This window comes from Halorussus halophilus (genome assembly GCF_008831545.1).
In the GTDB taxonomy this organism is placed as follows: domain Archaea; phylum Halobacteriota; class Halobacteria; order Halobacteriales; family Haladaptataceae; genus Halorussus; species Halorussus halophilus.
Genome location: NZ_CP044523.1, coordinates 506,292 through 523,229, shown reverse-complemented (window position 1 = coordinate 523,229; position 16,938 = coordinate 506,292). Strand labels below are relative to the sequence as shown.

14 protein-coding genes and 1 pseudogene are annotated in these 16,938 nt (G+C 62.3%); 6 read left to right on the top strand and 9 right to left on the bottom strand.

The genetic code is table 11. The annotated features are described in order from the left end of the window. Positions 1-522 precede the first annotated feature (522 nt). A pseudogene (locus F7R90_RS22895) lies at positions 523-1,248 on the bottom strand (DUF7847 domain-containing protein). A gap of 125 nt (positions 1,249-1,373) precedes the next feature. Here F7R90_RS22895 and F7R90_RS02470 point away from each other — a divergent pair. Then, positions 1,374-2,624: a tRNA (N(6)-L-threonylcarbamoyladenosine(37)-C(2))-methylthiotransferase gene (locus tag F7R90_RS02470; protein WP_158055701.1), complete on the top strand. Its 1,251-nt coding sequence runs from the start codon at positions 1,374-1,376 to the stop codon at positions 2,622-2,624. On the opposite strand, the gene F7R90_RS02465 is transcribed toward F7R90_RS02470, so the two are convergent. The 4 genes from F7R90_RS02465 to F7R90_RS02450 all read right to left on the bottom strand — a co-directional run bounded on the left by F7R90_RS02465 (position 2,621) and on the right by F7R90_RS02450 (position 8,046). Then, positions 2,621-3,466 carry a hypothetical protein gene (locus F7R90_RS02465; protein ID WP_158055700.1) on the bottom strand — a complete coding sequence of 282 codons (846 nt, stop codon included), beginning with the start codon at positions 3,464-3,466 and terminating at the stop codon, positions 2,621-2,623. The two genes, F7R90_RS02470 and F7R90_RS02465, sit on opposite strands and share 4 nt — an antisense overlap. A gap of 51 nt (positions 3,467-3,517) precedes the next feature. Then, positions 3,518-4,411: a plastocyanin/azurin family copper-binding protein gene (locus tag F7R90_RS02460; RefSeq protein ID WP_158055699.1), complete on the bottom strand. Its 894-nt coding sequence runs from the start codon at positions 4,409-4,411 to the stop codon at positions 3,518-3,520. 176 nt (positions 4,412-4,587) lie between these two features. After that, positions 4,588-7,041 carry a methyl-accepting chemotaxis protein gene (locus F7R90_RS02455; RefSeq protein ID WP_158055698.1) on the bottom strand — a complete coding sequence of 818 codons (2,454 nt, stop codon included), beginning with the start codon at positions 7,039-7,041 and terminating at the stop codon, positions 4,588-4,590. An 87-nt stretch (positions 7,042-7,128) separates the two neighbouring features. After that, complete coding sequence (locus tag F7R90_RS02450; RefSeq protein WP_158055697.1) at positions 7,129-8,046, bottom strand: cation diffusion facilitator family transporter; 918 nt, start codon at positions 8,044-8,046, stop codon at positions 7,129-7,131. Positions 8,047-8,368: 322 nt separating this feature from the next. Here F7R90_RS02450 and F7R90_RS02445 point away from each other — a divergent pair, with 322 nt between their 5' ends. Continuing rightward, positions 8,369-8,824: a winged helix-turn-helix transcriptional regulator gene (locus F7R90_RS02445; RefSeq protein WP_158055696.1), complete on the top strand. Its 456-nt coding sequence runs from the start codon at positions 8,369-8,371 to the stop codon at positions 8,822-8,824. Between the two features lie 15 nt (positions 8,825-8,839). On the opposite strand, the gene F7R90_RS02440 is transcribed toward F7R90_RS02445, so the two are convergent. Both F7R90_RS02440 and F7R90_RS02435 read right to left on the bottom strand, forming a co-directional pair. Then, positions 8,840-9,379 carry an HIT family protein gene (locus F7R90_RS02440; protein WP_158055695.1) on the bottom strand — a complete coding sequence of 180 codons (540 nt, stop codon included), beginning with the start codon at positions 9,377-9,379 and terminating at the stop codon, positions 8,840-8,842. Between the two features lie 56 nt (positions 9,380-9,435). Next, on the bottom strand, positions 9,436-10,011 hold the full coding sequence (locus F7R90_RS02435; protein ID WP_158055694.1) for a hypothetical protein: 576 nt from the start codon (positions 10,009-10,011) through the stop codon (positions 9,436-9,438). 245 nt (positions 10,012-10,256) lie between these two features. Between F7R90_RS02435 and F7R90_RS02430 the strand changes: the two genes are divergently transcribed. From F7R90_RS02430 to F7R90_RS02420, 3 genes are all read left to right on the top strand, one after another. Next, positions 10,257-10,940, top strand: a complete 684-nt coding sequence (locus F7R90_RS02430) for a potassium channel family protein (protein ID WP_158055693.1) — start codon at positions 10,257-10,259, stop codon at positions 10,938-10,940. Then, a complete protein-coding gene (locus F7R90_RS02425) occupies positions 10,940-12,577 on the top strand; it encodes a TrkH family potassium uptake protein (RefSeq protein WP_158055692.1) in 1,638 nt (545 codons plus the stop codon). The genes F7R90_RS02430 and F7R90_RS02425 overlap by 1 nt, the downstream gene beginning before the upstream one ends. A gap of 205 nt (positions 12,578-12,782) precedes the next feature. Then, positions 12,783-12,983: a DUF7835 family putative zinc beta-ribbon protein gene (locus F7R90_RS02420; protein WP_158055691.1), complete on the top strand. Its 201-nt coding sequence runs from the start codon at positions 12,783-12,785 to the stop codon at positions 12,981-12,983. A 192-nt stretch (positions 12,984-13,175) separates the two neighbouring features. Here F7R90_RS02420 and map read toward each other — a convergent pair whose 3' ends face one another. Then, positions 13,176-14,075, bottom strand: a complete 900-nt coding sequence (gene map, locus F7R90_RS02415; protein WP_158055690.1) for a type II methionyl aminopeptidase — start codon at positions 14,073-14,075, stop codon at positions 13,176-13,178. Positions 14,076-14,299: 224 nt separating this feature from the next. Here map and F7R90_RS02410 point away from each other — a divergent pair, with 224 nt between their 5' ends. Further along, positions 14,300-15,823, top strand: a complete 1,524-nt coding sequence (locus tag F7R90_RS02410) for a hypothetical protein (RefSeq protein ID WP_158055689.1) — start codon at positions 14,300-14,302, stop codon at positions 15,821-15,823. Between the two features lie 138 nt (positions 15,824-15,961). Here the strand turns inward: F7R90_RS02410 and F7R90_RS02405 are convergent, their stop codons facing one another. Further along, positions 15,962-16,858: an isoaspartyl peptidase/L-asparaginase gene (locus tag F7R90_RS02405; protein WP_158055688.1), complete on the bottom strand. Its 897-nt coding sequence runs from the start codon at positions 16,856-16,858 to the stop codon at positions 15,962-15,964. Between the last annotated feature and the right edge of the window lie 80 nt (positions 16,859-16,938).

The window sequence follows — 16,938 nt, the reverse complement described above, 5'->3', positions numbered from 1 at the left end:
GGGATTTTGTTATTTGCTCCAACACTGGTTCGTGGTTTCTGTGACTCCGTCGTACTCTGTACCGCCCGCGAGTAGCCATCTCGGCCGATTTATCGGTATTTCGAACAATCGTCGGTCAGGCTCGACGACTCTGACGTGGTGCCACGAAACGGACCAGTATCCTACACTTCCTCGCAGACGCTCGTAAGCGTCAGCGTCTGAGACAGTTTTCGACCGCGTCAACTGGCGATTCGCCGATGTAAGCAGCTTCGGTTGACGCGTCACGATTGCGGTAGTTCGCTGGAGGCGGGCAGTTGGTCACGTCTGACGCCGCGACCCGCCTCGAACGTGCCATCGATTCGAGAGGTGAAACGGCAGGTTGCGACGCGACCGAAACCACGCATGTGTCGGAGAACTCCTGAGACGCCGAAACTTCGGCCAGCTGAGAATCAAATTTCGGCACAGTACGGTTGGATTTAACGCTGCTCGACGCGTCGATAGCTACGCGCTCGAACCGGTTGCGGGGAGAGGTCAGGAAGTAGTTCAGGTTCGATTCGACAGCGCGCGGTAGAACGTCACGCGATACGTCTGCAACACCGTCGAACCGAGCGCGGCGACGACGAGTGCACCGACGAGAGCAGGTGTCGGTTGGACCGTCGGGGTAGCCGTCGTAAATCCGTCGTCGAACCACAAGACGAGAAACGGTGCAGTAATCAGCAAGACGAACAGCAGTTCGAAGAGAACGTAGCCGATGACTGCGCCGAGGTTGGCGATGGCGACTTCGTAGCTTCGCTCGATACCATCGACTGCTCCTGCGTCGTCCACGACGATAGCGAGGTCCACGAACTGGAGCGTGATGGCCGCCGCGATGATGAGGACGATGAAGGCGAAAACGACGACGATGCTGACGAGCGGAATCATCGCCGCGATGAAGCCGACGATGACGACGATGACAATCCCGAGGACGATGATGAGACCGGCCGCGAGAGCGGAGAACTAGTTCTGGAGTACCGACGCGGTGAACGCCCCAACGGAGACGCGGGCGTTCTCGGCCGCGTCGTTCACGAGTCCGATGACGCCGACCGTTATCGCGGGACCGACTACCAGCGAGAGCAGACTCAACAACAGCGTCCCGCCGTCGGGGAGATCGAGGTACTCGCCGCTGCCGAGGACGTTCGAGACGACGCCAGTAACGAAGAGATACACCACGAGTGTCGGATGACGACGGAGGAGCGAAAGCGCGTCACCGAACGTGTCGAGGACGACCATACCGAGCGGTTTCGCCGAACTGACAAAAATGTCACGGGCATTTCCATTCCCGGTGATACGCCGTTCGACTCCACCACCCGAATCCGTCGCGTTTTTGGCCACGTAGGCAGAAAGACCGGTAGCGAATGGCCCGCTATCACATCGAGACCTACGGCTGTACGTCGAACCGGGGTGAGAGCCGCGAGATAGAGCGGCGACTCCGCGACGCAGGCCACCACCGCGTCGAGGGTGCAGACGACGCCGACGTTGCCATCCTCAACACTTGCACGGTGGTCGAGAAGACCGAGCGCAACATGCTGACGCGGGCCAAAGAACTCGAAGACGAGACTGCCGACCTCATCGTCACCGGATGCATGGCACTCGCACAGGGCGAGGAGTTCCACGACGCTGGCGTGGACGCCGACGTACTTCACTGGGACGAGGTACCGACGGCGGTGACGAACGGCGAGTGCCCGACGACGACGCCCGACGCCGAACCGATTCTGGATGGGGTCATCGGCATCCTCCCCATCGCTCGTGGCTGCATGTCCGACTGTTCGTACTGCATTACAAAGCGCGCGACTGGCAAGATAGACTCGCCGCCGGTCGAAGAGAACGTCGAGAAGGCCCGCGCGCTCGTCCACGCCGGGGCGAAGGAGATTCGAATTACCGGCCAGGACACTGGCGTCTACGGCTGGGACAAGGGCGAGCGTGAGTTGCACACGCTACTAGACCGCATCTGCGACATCGAGGGCGAGTTCCGGGTGCGCGTCGGCATGGCGAACCCGAAGGGCGTCCACGGCATCAAGGACGAACTCGCGGAAGTCTTCGCCGAGAACGAGAAGCTATACAATTTCATCCACGCGCCAGTGCAGTCTGGCTCCGACGACGTACTGGGCGACATGCGCCGCCAACACCAAGTCTCGGAGTACGTCGAAATCGTCGAGACGTTCGACGAGGCGCTCGACCACTGGACGCTCAGCACGGACTTCATCGTCGGCTTCCCCACAGAAGAGGACGAGGACCACGCCCAGAGTCTGGCCTTGCTCAAGGAGACCCGGCCCGAGAAAATCAACGTGACGCGCTTCTCGAAGCGGCCCGGGACGGACGCCGCCGACATGAAGGGACTCGGCGGCACGCTGAAGAAGGAGCGCTCGAAGGAGATGTCCGACCTGAAGATGGATGTGGTCGGCGAGGCGTACGACGACATGGTCGGCGAGACCCACGAAGTTCTCGTCGTGGAACCCGGTACGGGCGACTCCGTGAAGTGCTACGACGAGGCCTACCGGCAGGTCATCGTCCAGAACGCCACGGAACACGGCGTCGAACCGGGCGACTTCGTGGACGTGGAGATTACCGGTCACAGTACGGTGTACGCGTTCGGCGACCCGGTCTAAGCTCTCACCCACAGCCTGAACGTGTAGCGACCGATGTTGTTCCCGCGAGACTCGATACGCAGGTACTGGAACCCCGTATTTTGAACGAGCAGTTGCGTCCGTCGGAGACCGAACGTGAGCAGTCCGAGGTTCGGCCCGAGGAACGACCAGATGAGCGGCCCGGTAACCGTCAAGGGGTCGAGAATTATCTGCTCGCCGCGCCGCGCGAAGAACTGGAAGTAGTCCACGTCGAAGGCGGGACTGATGCGACCGGAGAAGGTCACCGGCGGTCTGAGAACCTCCGCGCCGGACGGGGTATCGCCCGGTTCGAATCCGTCGTCGAAGGTGACGGTAGTTCCGCCGTATCCTCGGCGTCGCCTGCGGAAGTTCGTCGTGAACGTCCGGAACCGGCGTCTCCTGTAGCGGGTCGTCCACCGACCACGACGGCGACGACGACCCGCCGTCCGCAGAAAGTCCGTCGTGTAAGTGCCGAAGAAGTTCGTCGTGCCGTTGAAGAAGCCCGTCGTATAGGTTCTGTTCGCGCGGTCGTCGGGGTCCACGAAGAACGTCGTGCCGTTGTCGAAGAAACGCGTCGTACCGTTGTCGAAGAATCGCGTCGTGTCGTTGCCGATAGTCGTCGTCTCAGTATCTTGGTCGTCGGTCGATTGGTCTTCGTCGTCGGGTCCGGCGAATAGCGATTCGAACGTGCCGAAGCCGCCGAGCGCCAGCGCGCAGCCAGCGGCCAGTACTCCGCGGCGCGTCTTCGTCGGTGGTCCCTCCCGTTCGCCCGCGTCGTCTGCTCTCGGCGCGTCTCTCGTCTCTCCCTCTCTCCCCGAATCGGTCGTGTCGTCTGCTCCCCCCATAGCCCCGTCTCTCGACGTGCGTGTCAATAACGTTTTGCGGCGAGAAATCGGTCAGTTCCCGGTCGTCTCCGTACCGCCATGCACGACGATGGTACCCGTCGCACCGACCGACTCGTGAGGCTGACAGTGGAACTCGTAGGTGCCAACCACGTCGAAGGTGTGGTTGTACTCGTAGCCCTCGTCGTACACCTTCGACTCGGCGCCGGGCGTCCCCTGCCAGTCTGCACCATCGGGTTGGGAGTCCACGACGATGTTGTGGCTGTCCGACTCCCAGACGAACGGCACTGTCGTCCCGGCGGGAATCTTCAGCGGTTCGTCGGTACCGGGTTCGAAGCGGAGTTCGCCGTTCGGCCCGACTCGGACGGGGAGGTCGTCGGCCGTCGCCGGTTCGGTGGTCGTCGCTGCTTCGTCCTCCTCGGTCGTCTCTGGTTCGGTATCTGCTTCCTCAGTCGTCTCGTGTTCCGTCTCGGCCGCCTCAGTCGTCGCGCTCGCCGACCCGGAGACGACGACTTCGCCGTTCATCCCGGCCGCCTTGTGGGGCGTGCAGTAGTAGCCGTACGTGCCGGGCGTTTCGAACGTGTGGCTGTACTCGTGGCCCTGATTGTACACCTTCGAGTCGCCGCCGTCGGTTCCCTGCCAGTCGGCATTCTCGGGGTGGTCTTTCGAAACGACGTTGTGGTTGTTTGACTTCCAGACCCACGTCACGGTCGTTCCGGGCTCGACTTCGAGTGCTGCGGGTTCGAACGTGAGATTTCCGTCGGGACCAACCTCAACGACGTGTTCGTCGCTGTCGGAAGCGGTGGTCGAAGCAGTAGTCGTTCCGTCACCAGAGCCACCGATTCCACCGTCCGCTCCGCCGACACAGCCCGCGAGCGACCCGACTGCGAGGGCCGAAGCGCCTGATTTGATAACCGACCGCCGGTCGTAGCTTGCGTCGTCTGTCATTGGGGACCAGTGTCTACAGTGTCGGACACCTCGTAGAAAAGCCCACGACGCGGTTTTCAGTACGTGGGAATCGGTCCGGAGGAGGCAGAGAGTGAACTTCCGAAACCAGATACGCCACAATTCCGTTCGATTCAAAACAGCGAGGCTACCTAACTAACAGAAAGACGGCTGCCGAGTCAGTCGTCGGTCCGAGTCGGCGCGTGTGCGTCTTCGGCCGTGCTGGAGACCGAGACCGCCTCTTGCTCGCGGTCGTCGAAGTCGAACGCGGACTCGCTGGCGTGGTCGCCCGCCACCCCACTCGAGTCCTCCACAGCCGCGTTTGCGGTCTCGGCCGACGCCGCGTCCGCATCGACCTCGAACCGGGAGACGGCCGCTTCGAGGTGTGCCGCGCGGTCCTCCAACTCGGAGACGACGCCCGTGACTTCGTCCAATGCCGCAGTCTGTTGCTGGGCGGAGGAAGCGACTTCCTCGGTCTCTTCGGCGGCGCGCTCTGCGGCGTCGGTCACGCTATCGACCATCGCCGCGACTTCCTCAGTGCTGGCGGCCTGTTCGTCCGTCGCGGCGTTGATGTCCTGCATGCCGGTGTTCGTCTCGGCAACGAGATCTGCGACCGCGTTCAGTGCCTCACGGGCCTCTTCGACCGTGTCGGTGCCTTCCACGAGTTGCGAGCGCGACTCGCGAATCCGTCCGGCGGTCGTCTCGGTCTGGCCCTGAATCGTCTCGATTCGGGCTTCGATGTCGTCGGCGTGGCGCTGGGTCTCCTCGGCGAGGGTCTTGACTTCCTCGGCGACGACAGCGAACCCTTCGCCGCCCGCTTCGGCGCGGGCCGCCTCGATGTTCGCGTTCAGCGCGAGCAGGTTCGTCTGCTCGGCCACGTCGGAGATGATGTCCACGATTTCGCCGACTTCGTGAATCTCCTCGACCAGTTCGTCCACTTCCGACACCGCAGTTCCGGCGGTTTCGCCGACTTCTTCCATCGCTTCCACGGCATCTTCGGCGGCGTCTCGGCCACCCTCTGCACGGCGCTCGGTCTTGTTAGCCGTCGAGGCGACCGAATCGGCGGTCGAGGCGACCTCTTCGATGGTCGCCGAGAGGCCGTTCGTCTCGCTCGCCACGTCGCCGAGACGGTCTTGCTGGTCGTCGGTCCTGTCGCTTATCGTCTGGACCGACTCGCTGACGCGCTCGCCAGCGTCGTAGATTTCGGCCGCACTGTCGGTGAGTTGGTCGCTCGATTCCACGACTTCGTCGGCGACGGCCTCGACGTCCGCGACGGTCGTTTCGAGGTCGGCCAGCACGTCGTTGAGTTGCCGACCCATCTGGGCGATAACTTCGTGGTCGCTCTCGGGGTCCACTCGCGTCGTGAGGTCGCCGTCGGCGGCCGCGCTCATCGCCGTGCCGTACTCGGCGGCCTTCCGTTCGAGGTGTTCGTTGACCGCTTGGGCCTGGCGTTGGGCGGCCTCGGCTTCTTCTTGTGCGACTTCAGCCTGCTCGCGCTGGCGTTCAGCGTCTCGACGCGCCTCTTCGGCGTCAGACTCGGCCTGCTCGGCCTCGGCGATTCGCTCGCGGAGGTCCGAACGCATCCGGTCGAAGGTGTCGAAGAGGTCGCCGAACTCGTCGCGCCGGTCGCTCTCGATGCGCGATTCGAGGTCGCCCTGTCGGAGCGATTCGGCGTGAGCGGAGAGTGTCGAGACCGACCCGATGGTCGGTCGCTCGACCACGAGACCGAATCCCACGAGCAGAATTCCGACCGCACCGAGCAAGTAGAGGATGTTCTGGCCGACGGTGTGGGCGACCGAGTAGAGGGTTCCGGGCGGCGAGTAGGCGACGAGTGCCCAATTTGCGTCCTCTATCGTGTCGTAGCCGACGACGGCTTTCTCGCCCGCGCCTGCCTGCTGGGCGGAGAGCGTCGTCACGTTCGTACCGCCCGCGAGTCCGGACTCCACGGCCGGGGAGTTCACACCGGCACCTTCGACGTGCTGTTTGCCGACTGCCGAGGGGTCTTCGGTGTCGAGGACGACGACGCCCTCCGAATTCACGATTCGAGTTCGAGTACCCTCCATAATCGGTTGCACGTCGGCCGCGACGGCCGACGCCGGAACTTCCACGACCATCCACTGGGTGCTGACGGGGACGAAGAAGACCCACGACTGGTTGCCAGCGTGCGAGCGGAACGTCACGGCAGGTTCTCGGCTATAGAGTTCGTCTCTCGGCACGGAGAAGCCGAGGTTGCTGATGTTCATCCCCTCGAAGGTCTTGGTGGAACTGACTTCGACGGTCTCGTTCACCGAATCGACGTAGTGGACGCGCTTTACGTCCTCGGACTGCTGGACTTGGTCGTTGACGAGCGTCCGCAGTTTGCGTTCCTCCTCTGCGGCGGTCTGGTCTTGCATGTCGATTTCGAACGCTCTGTTGGCGAGTTGTCGCGTGTCTTCGGTTTTGTCGGTCACTATAGTGTCCACGAGGTCGTCTTGCACGTCGGCCTGTCGGCCCAGCGTGCTCATCTGGTTGTCACGAACGCGGTCGTTCGTGGTCGCGTACGTGTACGCACCCGCCGTGCCTCCGACGAGTAACACGACGAGCAACCCCGCGACGACCTTCGCGCCGTAGCTCTTCCGCGGGTCGATATCCATGACACGCCCTGTTTGCTTCACCTACGTTAATCTTCGGAAACACTGGTAGGTTCATTCGAGCGATTTATCGAGGGGAGAGAACAATTCTCACTGTCGCTCGCTGACGAGATTGTCTACCGAGTCGTCGGCCTTCCACTCCCCGAGTTCCTTGGGGTCGATGTGGACGAACACGTCGTCTACCTCGTCTATCGACCGGATAGACTCGACGACTGCCGTCTCGATGTCGTGGGCTTCCCACAGCGTTCGGTCCCCCTCGACTTCGATGTGGAGGCTTACGTCTATCTCCGGGCCGACGTAGTGGGCGACAACGTCGTGGGCACCTTTCACTTCGGGGTGGACGAGCGCACGGCGAACGATGTCCGCGCGCAGGTCGTCCGGGGGCGCGCTCCCGACGAGGTAATCGACGTTGTCTTGGACGATTTCCCACCCGGTGTAGAGGATGCCCACGGAGACGACGCCCGCCGCCAGCGGGTCGAGTATCGGGAAGCCGAAAAAACCACCGAGGACACCGACGAGCGCCGCGCCAGCGGTGAGAATGTCGTTGCGGTTGTCCAGCGCGGTGGCTTTCACTGCGGGTGAACGTGTCTCGTCGCTGACGCTCAGGCAGTATCGGTAGAGACCGAACTTCACGACAGCGGTTCCGGCCAACACGACGACTGCGGCGGGACTGGCCGTGACGGCTACGTCGCCCGAAAGCACCGTGGTCGTCGAGCGCCAGAGGACCGCGCCGCCAGCCGCGAAGACGCCGACGGCGACGAACAGCGAGACGAACGGTTCGATGCGCTCGTGGCCGTGCGGATGCGAGAAGTCGGGCGGTCGGGTCGTCAAGTAGAGGCCAGCAAGCACGACGGCGCTGTACGCGACGTCGGCGAGACTGTTGACTGCCTCGGAGCCGACCGCGAGGCTCCCGGTGGACCACCAGACGGCCCCCTTGGCGACGACCAGCAACAGATTGGCGACGAGTACGAGCAAGCCGACTCGGCGCACGGTGGTCCTCCGGGACATGGAAGTAGAGATTGGGACTCCGGGAAAAAGGGCGTATCGCTTTCGGCGGGCGTTCGCGCCCGAACAGTCACGACATTCAGCAACAGCCACTACCGCAGCAGCAGACGACGATTTGGTCGGTGTCGATGCAACAGTCGGTGTCGGTCACACAGCAGTCGTCGGACATTGCAGTCTCGACTACGCACGAGACGTAGATAAGCGAGTCAGCTTCCCGACAGAAATGCAGGGTGTGACCTGTGAGGTAGTTGCAACCCAGAAGGGCGGTTTCCGCGTGGAAACCGCCCACAGACTCTTATACGAGTGGGGAACCAACTTTCGGTGAATGAACGAGGAGTCCGTGGGGAGAACAGCTGACGAATCTGGTGGGAGAACAACCGACGAGTCCGTGGGGAGAACAGACGAGAAATCAGGAGTCGGCGATGACTGGCAACGCACGTGGCACGCCGTGCGCGACGTCCTCGGCTCGAAGTGGGCGTTTCACGTCCTCCGCGCGCTCGCCGAGGACGAACGCGGGTTCAACGAACTCAAGCGCGAACTCGACGGCGTAACCGCGAAGACGCTCTCGGAGCGGCTGACCGAACTCCGCTGTCTGGGATTCGTCGCGCGCGAAGTTCACGCTACGTCCCCACCGACCACGACGTATCGACTCACCGACCACGGTGAAGAGCTCGCCGGAATCATGGCCGACGTGGAGTCGCTAGTCGAAGTCGTGGAGTGTCAGGACGTGGATTGTGCGGTCCCGGCCGAGACGACGCCGGAGTGCGTCTGTGACTGCTGAGAGTGCATCTACAAATTAGAACGAGAACTCGACCGCACCCGACTCCGAGATTTCGGCTCCGTCCTGCTCGGCGAACGCCTCGTGAACCCGGTCGTAGGTGTCGTCCAGTGCCTCCACGATGACCTTCGTGTCGCCGACGACCGGCATGAAGTTCGTGTCGCCGCCCCAGCGCGGCACGACGTGCGTGTGGAGGTGGTCGTCTATCGAACCGCCAGCGGCCGACCCGCCGAGGTTCAAGCCAGCGTTGAAGCCGTCGGGAGCGAACGCGACTTCGAGCGCGTCGAACGTTCGTTGCTTCATGCGCGCGTGGTCCAGTAGTTCCTCCTCGTTCAACTCGCCGTAGTCGCCGGTGTGCTTTCGGGGGATGACCATCGCGTGACCGGGGTTGTACGGGTAGTTGTTCAGCATGACGACGGCGTGGTCGCTCCTGGCGACGACGAGATGCTCCCGGTCGTCGCCGCGCTCGGGGAACTCGCAGAAGACGCACTCGACGCCCTCGTTCTTGTCGTCGCGCTCGACCCACTCGATTCGCCACGGGGCGAAGATTTGGTCCATGCAGGCGAGTGGAGGTCCAGCGATTTAGCTTTCGGCGGTTCGTGGCGGGGATTTTGCTACTGCTCGGGAACTGGTCGTGCGAGGACGCGACCAGTCAGGTACACGGGCACCGCGAAGACGAGCGTCGTCGCGAAGTTCCATACGAGATAGAGACCAATCGGGCCACGAGGTGCGGACTGTAAAACCAGTCCGGTGAGCGCCACCCAGACGACGCACACGACGCCCAGCAGGAGGTACGTACTCTCCTCTTGCGAGCGGTCGTGTGCGACGCCGAGCGGGAACGCGAACGCTACCGAACCGTAGAGCAAAAATCGGCCGAGATTGCTGAAAATAGCTTCACTTGGAAGTAGAAGAATGCCACCGAGTATGACTGGGAGACTCACGATAGTAGCCACTACTGTGTAGCGAACGTCGAATTCGTGCCGAGACAGCGCGCCAACGAGTGCTACTGCTCCGATAGCGAAATACACCAGGCTGATTTTTCTAAGGAATCGAAACCCACCTGCCCACCCGAGTGCCGTGAGAATCGTGGCGTGGAAGTAGACGAGAATGCCTCCAACGAGGAGTCCTGCGGGGAGTGTCTGTGCGAACCACGTACGAGAGCAGTTGTTCGTAGATTGCTTCTCACTCATCAGGTGAATGGCACTCCCAAAATGTAAAGATTGTATTGATTTCTGCCCGTCCTCTCGTATACTCGGCTTCCAGTTCGTACGGTCCCATTTCCATTTCACGAACCACTGCAACGAACTGCAACGAATTCGCCCGGTGAACGCAACACTGACCGGGAACTGACACTCGCAACAATTGCCGGATTTTCTCGCGCACAACGAGGAGAAAGGTAACTTTTCAAAGATAGGGCGTCTCTGCGGGGACACGAATGTATCTCATCATTGTCGGTGCTGGCGACATCGGGTCGCAACTCATCGAGATAGCCACGCAGAACGACAACGACGTGGTGGTCATCGAGAAGGACTCGGCACGGGCCGAAGCGGCCGCCGCGCAGTTCGACGCGCTGGTGCTGAACGACGATGCGACCGTCATGGACACGCTCTTGGAGGCCGGTGGCGACCGCGCGGACGCGCTCATCGCCACGACCCAGCACGACGCGACCAACATCATGGTGAGTCTGCTGGGCCAAGAATTGGAGATTCCCTCTCTCGTCTCTGTCGTCCACAACCCCGAACACATGAGTATCTTCCGGCAAATCGGCATCAACGTCATCGAGAACCCCCAGCGACTCATCGCGGAGTACCTCTACCGAGCGGTCAAGCGGCCCTCCGTCAAGGACTACATGCGTGTCGGCGACCACGCCGAAGTGTTCGAAATCACTGTCGGCGAGGAAGCTCCGGTCGCTGGAAAGACGCTGGCAGACGCGGCCGAGGGCGGTCTCCTCGACGAAGGCCTGCTCGTCGTCGCTATCGAGCGCGCCGAGAGCCACGACGTCGTCACTCCGCGCGGGAACACCAAACTCCAACCGGGTGACCTCGTGACCGTCTTCTCCGAGGAAGGTGCGACACCGAACGTGACGGACGTGTTCGGCCACTACGAGGACCACGACTGATGCCACGGAGACCGACCGTCAACGGGGTGCCGAGTGACCTTGCAGTCATCCTCCGGGACGTGGGCGCGTTGGTCCTGATGCAGGCCACGATGATGGCCGCGAGCGTCGGTATCGCGGCCTTCTTCGGGGAGTGGTACCCCGCGCTGGCGTTCCTCCTCGCGGGCGGAATCACCGCCGCGTTCGGTGGCACTGCTCGCAAACTCTTCGGAGAGGCGCCCGAACCGAAGATGAAACACGGGATGGTCATCGCCGCAGGCGGGTGGTTAGCGACGGCGCTGTTCGGCGCCCTCCCGTTCTTCCTCGCGGCACACCTGACGCCCCCTGAAGTCATGTCGAGTTACGTCCCCGCGACCGCCGACACCACCGACTGGACTGCCATCCAGGTCGGAACGACGACGACGCTGTCGAGTCTCGCGTACTTCCAGAACCCGTTGCACGCCGTCTTCGAGAGCATGTCCGGGTGGACTGGAAGCGGCCTGACGATGGCGGTCCACGAACCGTCGCTTCCCCACGCGATACAGTGGTGGCGCTCGTTCATCCAGTGGGTCGGCGGCGTCGGCGTCATCGTCCTCACGACCGCTATCCTCGCTCGGCCGGGAAGCGGCAGTTACGCGCTGTACCAAGCCGAGACGCGCGAGGAGCGCATCCATCCGAGCATCATTCATACCGTTCAGACCGTTTGGAAGATATTCGTCGGCTACACGCTCCTCTCGATTGGCGTGCTGTTCGCCGCGCTCCTCTGGACGGAACCACTCTCGCCGGGAACCGCGCTCTGGCAGGCGATAAACCACGCCATGACTGCCCTCTCGACGGGTGGGTTCAGCGTGACCGACAACTCCATCGCGTCGTACGATTCGCCGCTGGTCGAGACGCTACTGTTGCCCATCATGACCCTCGGTGCCATCGCGTTTCCTATCCACTACGGCGTGCTAAAAAATCGGGACTTGAAGGTGCTGTTCGACGACCTCCAGACGAAGTGGCTGTTCGTTCTTTTCGCGGCGGGTGTCGCCGCACTTACACTGCAAAATTTCCTGACACCGGACATCGGAGCGGTGTTCGGTGGACAGTCGGGCGTGGTCCGCGATTCGACGTTCCAGTTCGTTAGCGCGCTCACCTGCACCGGCTTTCAGTCTGCGCCTATCGGTCGGTGGACCGCCGGGGGAAAACTTATAGTCAGTTTCGCCATGACCCTCGGTGGCGCGGCCGGTTCCACGGTCGGCGGCATCAAGATCATCCGCGGGTACACCATCAGCAAAGGCATCCAGTGGCAGTTCTCGCGGGTGTTCCTCCCTCCCTCGGCCGTCGTCAACGTCGATATCGGTGGACGCGTCCTCGACCGTGAGTCGATGGAACGGGAGTTCAGCGAGGCCGCCATCGTCAGCATGTTGTGGCTCATCGTGCTGATTAGCAGCAGCCTAATACTCGTAGACGTCGCTCCTGCAACGTTCGGCTACGCCGACGCCCTGTTCGAGGTGGCGAGCGCCCAGGGTAACGTCGGACTATCGACAGGCATCACCGGCCCGTCGATGCCGACTCTCGCCGAAGGTATGTTCCTCTTAAATATGTGGGTCGGCCGCCTGGAAATTATACCGGTCCTCGTCTTCTTGCGGTCTGCAATCCGCGGTTTGGAGCCGTGAACAAGTATATAAAACCTGCGGCCGTTGCGGCCAGTTTTTGTTTCATTACTCGGTCTAATACGTCGATAAACTGTTTCACCGATTCTGCTCTAATTTTGGGTGAAAATCGCAGTACGGGAACGGAATGAACGGTTCGAACTACCCCCAACAGAAAGGGGTTTTTATGCTCGTATCAGCGCAAGGAGAAAGTGAGAGGAAGGTCACAATGGCAACACAAAACCAAAGCTTTCAGGCCATCACCGAATCGTGCGACGACTGCGAACGCGACACCCCCCACGAAGTTTCCGTGGAGATCAAGACTGAGAGTCAGAAACGCGAGAACGCGGAGTTCTCGCGCGAACCCTACCGCGTCACCGAGTGTCAGGTGTGCGGTGAGACGAGCAGCCAGCGGATGAACAACGCGTAAGCCGCCGAGAGAGAGTTAGTCCCCGCGGCCCTGACCGCGGTCCCTGCTTCTTCCCCGTTGACTATCCCCAGCGAGCGACTGCTTCGGCGGACTCGTTCACTTCGTCGTCGCGCCGTCGCGCGACTGCTCGGAAGAGCTTCGCTCTTCCGGCGTTCGCTCGCTTGCAACATCTGCATCAAAAACAGCGGAGACTCAGTTCTTCGTGGTAATCTCACACCCGTCTTCGGTCACGATGACGGTGTGTTCCTTCTGGCTCACGAGACAACCCTCGTCCTCTTGCAGCACGGGATAGCCGTGGACGATGTTGTTCATCTTCAGGCGGCGGAGTGCCATCTCCGCACGGGCGACGTCTAGCCAGCGAGTAGCGAAGGGGAGCGTCTTGAACTCCTCGCTAATCTGGTCAAGTGCCTGGCGGGCCTGCCGGTCACGGACCGACCCCTCGTGTTCGAGCGCGAAAATCTGCTCGCTGTTACCCTCCGTGACCTTGCCGGTGCCGTCCGTGGCGAACGGTTCGATGGCGACCACGTCGCCGACTTCGAGTTCGACGCCCTGTGAGACGGCGCGGTTCGGGATGTTCGGCGGGACGTGCTGTTGGTACTGGTCGAGTCCGTGCCCGGTGAGATTCACGACGGGGTTGTAGCCGTAGCCGTCGATGACCGATTCGATTTCCGCGCCGATGTCGCCTGTCTCGACGCCCGGTTCGACCAGTTCGAGCGCGGCGTCGAGTGCTTCCTCGCTCGCCTCCGCGAGTTCCGGGTTCCCGGAGAGGTCCACGGTGATGGCCGTGTCGGCGAGCCAACCATCGACGTGGACGCCGATGTCGAGGTTGACCATCTCTTCGCCGAACTCCGTGTCGTCGTCTATCTCCGGCGTGGCGTGGGCGGCCTCGTGGTCGATGCTGATGTTGACCGGGAACGCCGGGTTGCCGCCGAGTTCTCGAATTCGGTCCTCGGCGTACTCCGCGACGTCCAGATGCTTGGCTCCGACTTCGACGCGGTCGGCCGCCTCCTCGCGGACCTGTGCAAGAATTTCGCCCGCCTCGCGGTGTTTCTCGTACTTCTCTGCTTCGAGGTCCAGTTCGCTGTCGCTCATGGCGACTTCTTGGGTAGAACGCCAGAAAGAGTTTGCGTTGTCTCCGAATTCCGTGGTCTACCGCTAGCAAACGGGTTCGGCGACAGATATGTCACCCACGGGTTAGGGCAGTCGTACTCGAATCTTAATTCCGCGGTAACGGCAGTAATAGGCCGTCAAAGCAAAGAACTGTCCGAAACGGTTCTCCCAGTTTATTGCCGCATCCAGAATATGATGGGCCGCATATGAAACGTGAGACCGGTGCACTGGTGATGGCTGCCCTCCTTCTGCTCGCTGGCGTTCCGCTGGCGACACTCGGGGGGACGTCGGGGGAGACTTCACAAGCGGACGGCGTACTGCTACAGAACGTACAGGTAGGGGAGTTGCAGTTGGGTAACGCGACGGTCGAGAACGCGACTGTCCAGCAGATGCGAGTCGATACTGTCGAGATAGAGAGCCAAGACGAGACGCTCACGAACGCGACGCTCCAGGACGTCTCGCTGGCGAGTCTCTCGTTCGAGAACGTCACGATGGCTGACGTACAGACCGACGACGAGACGCTCTCGCAAGCACTCAGCGGCAACGCGTCCGTCGAGTCGGTCACGGTGCAGGACCTGACCATCGAGCAGATGGACGTGAACACCCTCACCGTCGAGAACCTCAACGTCCAGACGGACGGTGAGGCGAACGTGACGACCATGGAGGAAGAGACCACCATGGCAGAGGAGACCACGACGACCGAGGAGATGGAAGAGACGACAGTGGCCGAGGAGACCACCATGGCTGAAGAGACGACCATGGCAGAGGAGACTACGACCGAGGCTGCACTCCAAGAGACCACGGAAACTGCGACCGAGGGTGGTGCGGAGACGACCGCCGCAGAGACGACAGCGGCGGAAGAGACCACCATGGCAGAAGAGACCACGACCGACATGGCTGACGACGGCGGGATGCAGGAAGTCGATTCGGTCTCCGTCGAGAGCGCGACTATCCGGCAGGTCAACGTGGACCAGATGACTATCGCGACGCTAACCGTCGAGAGCATACAGACGGGTGGCGCGGCAGAACCGGCGCAGACGACGGAAGAAGAACCCGCGACCACGACCGAAGAGATGGACGAGACGACGATGGCAGAAGAGACCACCATGGCTGAGGAAACCACGATGGCCGAGGAGACCACGACCGAAGGCGCGCTCCAAGAGGAGACGACCACCGCAGAGGAGACCGCGACCGCTCAGGAAAGCGGGACAGTCATCGACAGCGTCAGCGTCGGAAGCGTCACGGTCCAGAACGCGACGGTCGGCATGGCCTCGGCGGCCTCCTCGTCCGCCGGTGAAGGAGACGTGCAGATTCTGAGCATCCAGAACCTATCGGCTCCGTCGGAGGTCGAGCAAGGCCAGAACTACACCGTCGAGGCAGTCGTCGTCAACAACGGCGGCGAACGAGTCGTCGAGCAGGTGTCCTACCGTATCGAAGGGTCGGTCATCGACGCCGAACTGGTGGAGATTCCGGCCGGAGAATCCATGACGGTGACGTACAACATCACCAACGCCGACGTGGGCGCGTTCCCCACCGGAACGTTCGAACACGGCGTCTACACTCGTGACGCGCGTCAGACGGCCAACCTGACTATCGTGGGTGGACAGGAAACGACGATGGCAGGTGGCGAGACGACCACGGAAGGTGGCGAAGAGACGACGACCGAAGGTGGTGAAACGACGACCGAAGGCGGCGAAACGACGACCGCCGCGGAGACGACTACCGCATAAGAGCGAGCGACGACCCCGCGATTCTTTTTCTGAAACTGTCTGGCCGGGAGTGGCGACGCAACCCGCCTTTTCCTGCGCTCGCTACGCTCGCTTGCAAAACGTCGATGAAAACTACTGCCCGCTCACTCTGTGCGCTCTCTAGCCCTCCACCGCAGTCTGCATCTGTTCGCTGTTGAACGCGCTCCCCGCGGTTCCGTCGCGGTCCAGCACGATGACGCCAGCCGAAGAGCCGGTCAGTTCCGCGAACTCCTCGATAGCACGGTCTGCGGCTTCTTGGGCGCTGTGTCCGGATTCGAGGTGCCGAACTGCCCGCCGAGTGAGCGTCGTCTTGGCGATGTCCTCGCCAGCACCCGTCGCGCTCGCCGCGCCAGCGGGCGCGGCGTAGAATCCGCTCCCGATTTGGGGGACGTCGCCGACGCGACCGGCGAGCGCGAACCAGCGGCCGCCAGTCGAGGTGGCCGCGGCGAACGCCTCGCCGTCGTGCGCGACTGCACCGACCGTGTCGTGGTCCTTCGGATTCGAGCGCCCGTCGTCTCCGGAAGTCGTCGCCGCGCTCCCGCCGAACCGCTCCCGGAGCCACGCGACGTGTTCCCTTGGCGTGCCCTCCGGCGCGTCGTAATCGTTCCAGCGCTCCCGACTGTCTTCCGTCCAGAGGTCTACACCGGTTTCGACGCCGAAATCGGCGGCGAGTTCGGTGGCGTGGTCGCCGCTGACCAGTACGTGGGGCGTCTCCTCCATGACCACGCGAGCGGCACTGACGGCGTGTTCGACGCCCGGCATCGAGCAGGCCGCGCCTGCGTCGCGGTCGCTCGTCATCAATCCGGCGTCGGTGCGAATCTCGCCGTCGCTTTGGACGGCACCGCCGACTCCGGCGTTGAACCGTGGCGACGATTCGAGGACGTTGACTGCGACTTCGACAGCGTCCACGACCGACGACTCGGCTTCGCCAGCGACGGCGGCCTCGTCTAAGACTGCTTGTCTCGGTGTCGGTTCGTCTGGGGCGCTTCCAGCACCGCCGTGGACGATGACTTTCATGCACGCGATTTCTGAGTGAGGGCGCTTAGTTCACGCGGTCTCTCGCCGCGACGTTCTAGATTTTTAGAGCTTCTAACCGC